Here is a 2,598-nt window from a genome sequence, read left to right on the forward strand (position 1 = left end):
ATTTAACTCGATTCTCCGGGAGCCATTTCCCGATTAGGCCTGTATTTCAAAATAAAATTGCTTAAAATCGTTGATAACACTTGACTTAGAGTAGAAAAAAGCATCTTCTAGTTTTTCACTATTTAAAATCTCACTTATAGTAATGAAAATTTTTATTTCGTTATTATATCCTTTCTTAAAACGTGAATCCTGTAGTAAATTCTTAACATTATAAGTCACATAATAAGATTGTTTATCTGTATTTCTAAATAATGTTCTTTTAATAGCCTTAAATCCGACCGTTAAGGTATCTATATTTTTTATTTCATCGGGATCAGTAACGATAATTGGTAAATTAAACTTAGTATATGAATTAGCTTTAAATACTCCATATTGTTCTGTATACGCAAAAAAAGGATGATTTCCACTAAGGAATCGCCTTTTTTATTGTAAATATATTTATTTGTAATTCTCTTGAGTTAGATAAAAAATTGACGTCGTGAAGACTTTAAGCCATTGTTTGCTGTATTTACATTCCTCTTAGATTAGATAAAAAAGCAGCTTTTGCAAACGGCCTGTTTTTATCAGGATTTATTTACATTTCTCACGAGTTAAATGAAGATTTTAAAAAAAACATTTGTTTTCTACTCATAAAATTATATCAAAAGATATCAACTAAGAATAGTAGTTACAAGTAGAAATTTATCAATCTTATTTTTGATGCTTTTTATTAAAATCTCTAATAAATTGTTTCAACTCATCATCGGGTTTAAACTCACAACGCTTTATCTCATTACTAAACAAAAATTCATTAAATGGTGGAAGGCCCCAACGTGGATTACTGTATAAGATTGCTTCAATCTTAGCCACAATGCCTATCGGTATAAATATGGTAACCATATTACTGCTTCTTAGATGTCCTGTTTTATAATCCGTGTCATACCACATTAAAGTTAGACTGTTTCCTTCTCCAGTATGATAAGGCTCATCTGCAAAGCCTTCGTAGACTTTACCATCATTCGTAGTAATTCTAGCTTTTTGACCTAGAATACTATATTTGTGTTGTGTAATTTCATCTGAATCTATAAATCGAGATTCGACTACTTTGCCACTTAATCTATATCTAGTGAATATCGGCATGGTACTATTCCTGTTTCTATATTTAAATTAATAATTACCATAGCGTTTTGCAGTAGCTCTTGAACGATAGAAATAAATGTATCCTCCGCCTTGTTGGAAATATAGTGCTTTATAATGATGACGACTTACTACACGGAAAGTTGTATCACTACCACCCTTTGCAAAAAGAATGATCATTGACTTTCCTTTATAACGAACAAGATTATGTTTGCTTACTCCTTCAGTGACATCTTTATAGCCACCATGATAAAAATTAGTGTAAGTCTTACCCACTACATTCCCACCTACAGAATTAGCAGTAATCTTCATTTTGTCATGCTTATTGGCATACCATGTTTCTCGAAATCTATTAGGAATATATGTTCTTTTTAGTGAACTAGCTTGTACAGTTTGACTTTCTAGTGAAGTTTTACCGTTAGAAAATGATAATCTAACTGAGAATAATAATAAAAAAATCAAACTGACAAAATACAATTAAATTTATTTTTCTTCATTGTTTACCTCACCAAATACTTGATAAATTTAGTTAACATTGAATCGTACTGCTTTACTTAGATATTTTATTTATCGAAGTCATAAGTTCTTCAATTTTTGTAACAATACGTTTTTGTTCCTCTAATGGTGGTACAGGTAAAAGCATATTCCTTACATGATTTAACTTTAAATTAGACTGACCGGATCCACTACCTTTATGTGAAACCGTATAATGGAACCACGGAGAATTGATAAAATAGAATACTAGCTTAGTCATTGATTGATCTATCAACTTTAATTTCAATACTCGTTGGTTTAGTAAAGCTGGTTCATCTAAATTGTAAATTGCTGTCTTCCCTAATGGTTCAGGATTTTGGGATTGAGAAGAAAGGCACATCAATAAATCACCTTTATTAATTTGACTCCTCAACATCCTATCATTCGGTTGCTCAACATAATCATTATTGTCTTTTATTACCACATTTAGAGTCATAATATTCTGACTTTTAATTACCGGCAGTCCCCTTTTTATTTTGGTTAATTGAGATGATTTATAAGCATAGCCATTTTGATAAATGGTTATATTTCCTAATCTCACCCATTCCCAACTATCAGGAATATCAAATGGCTTTTCATCATCAGTAATTGCAGGTAATTTCTTGCTTTTCTTAATCTTGCCTTCTTTGATTAATTCAGCTTTTTCATTTTCAATCTTCTTGATTAATTCACTAGCTGGTTCATCACTAGGATTTTGTTTAACCAGCTTACCTTCCATGGCATACTGCAAGACAGATTGCTTTAATTTATCTTCAAATTCATTATCGATCTTCTGAAGACGATTATATGATTCAGCATATTCATCCACCAAAGGCATTAATTTTTCAATTTTGGCTACAATACGTTTTTGTTCTTCTAATGGAGGTAAAAGAACCAGTATTTGCTTTAGATTAGAAGCTTTAATTCCTTTTACGGTAGTTCCTGTAGAACTTTGACGTAATTCTTCTT

3 protein-coding genes are annotated in these 2,598 nt (G+C 30.7%); all 3 read right to left on the bottom strand.

Features of this window, described 5'->3' with window-relative positions:
• Nucleotides 1–690: 690 nt before the first annotated feature.
• Nucleotides 691–1,119 (bottom strand): hypothetical protein, encoded by a 429-nt coding sequence (locus tag WS44_RS08960; RefSeq protein WP_046434067.1) that lies wholly within the window; start codon nucleotides 1,117–1,119, stop codon nucleotides 691–693.
• 27 nt (nucleotides 1,120–1,146) lie between these two features.
• Nucleotides 1,147–1,593, bottom strand: coding sequence for a hypothetical protein (locus tag WS44_RS08965; RefSeq protein ID WP_046434068.1), 447 nt, complete (start codon nucleotides 1,591–1,593; stop codon nucleotides 1,147–1,149).
• 73 nt (nucleotides 1,594–1,666) lie between these two features.
• Nucleotides 1,667–2,598 (bottom strand): restriction endonuclease subunit S (locus WS44_RS08970; protein WP_046434069.1); only part of this gene is annotated, 932 nt, incomplete at its 5' end.

Origin of the sequence: Lactobacillus sp. N54.MGS-719 (assembly GCF_000980505.1) — a bacterium.
GTDB lineage: Bacteria > Bacillota > Bacilli > Lactobacillales > Lactobacillaceae > Lactobacillus > Lactobacillus amylovorus.